Raw genomic sequence first — 583 nt, forward strand, 5'->3', positions numbered from 1 at the left:
CACCAGAAGTAGATAGCTTAACCTTCGGGAGGGCGTTTACCACGGTGTGGTTCATGACTGGGGTGAAGTCGTAACAAGGTAGCCCTAGGGGAACCTGGGGCTGGATCACCTCCTTACCTAAAGACTTGCTGTTTAATGCAGTGTCCACACAGATTGCTTGGTAAAATAGTTAAAAGAAAAGTACGAAAGTGCTAATGAATGCTCACGCATTGATTAACGCTTTTTTGCGTTATGCTCTTTAACAATCTGGAAAGCTGACTAGTAAATTCAATCAATAGATTGATTTTAAAAATGTTCTTCGAAAGAAGAACGAGTTCTCAAAACATACACATTCAAGTGTCTGTGTTTGCTTTCACTTTTTAAAAGTGAAAACAAAACAATGAGTCCGGCGAAAAACCAACGTTTAATACTTTCTTGATCGAAGTGTTAAACACAAACCTTGGTTGTTTGAACATACGAAACCTCTTGGGGTTGTATGGTTAAGTGACTAAGCGTACACGGTGGATGCCTTGGCAGTCAGAGGCGATGAAGGACGTATTAACTTGCGATAAGCCCAGAGAAGGTAGTAAAAACCGGTGACTCT

At 41.0% G+C, this 583-nt stretch carries 2 rRNA genes; both read left to right on the top strand.

The features are described from left to right. Positions 1–116: ribosomal RNA gene (locus C9J46_RS21455) — 16S ribosomal RNA — on the top strand; the annotation flags it as partial. 361 nt (positions 117–477) lie between these two features. After that, positions 478–583, top strand: a 23S ribosomal RNA gene (locus tag C9J46_RS21715); the annotation flags it as partial.

It is taken from the genome of Photobacterium sp. GB-36 (genome assembly GCF_003026135.1).
In the GTDB taxonomy this organism is placed as follows: Bacteria; Pseudomonadota; Gammaproteobacteria; order Enterobacterales; family Vibrionaceae; genus Photobacterium.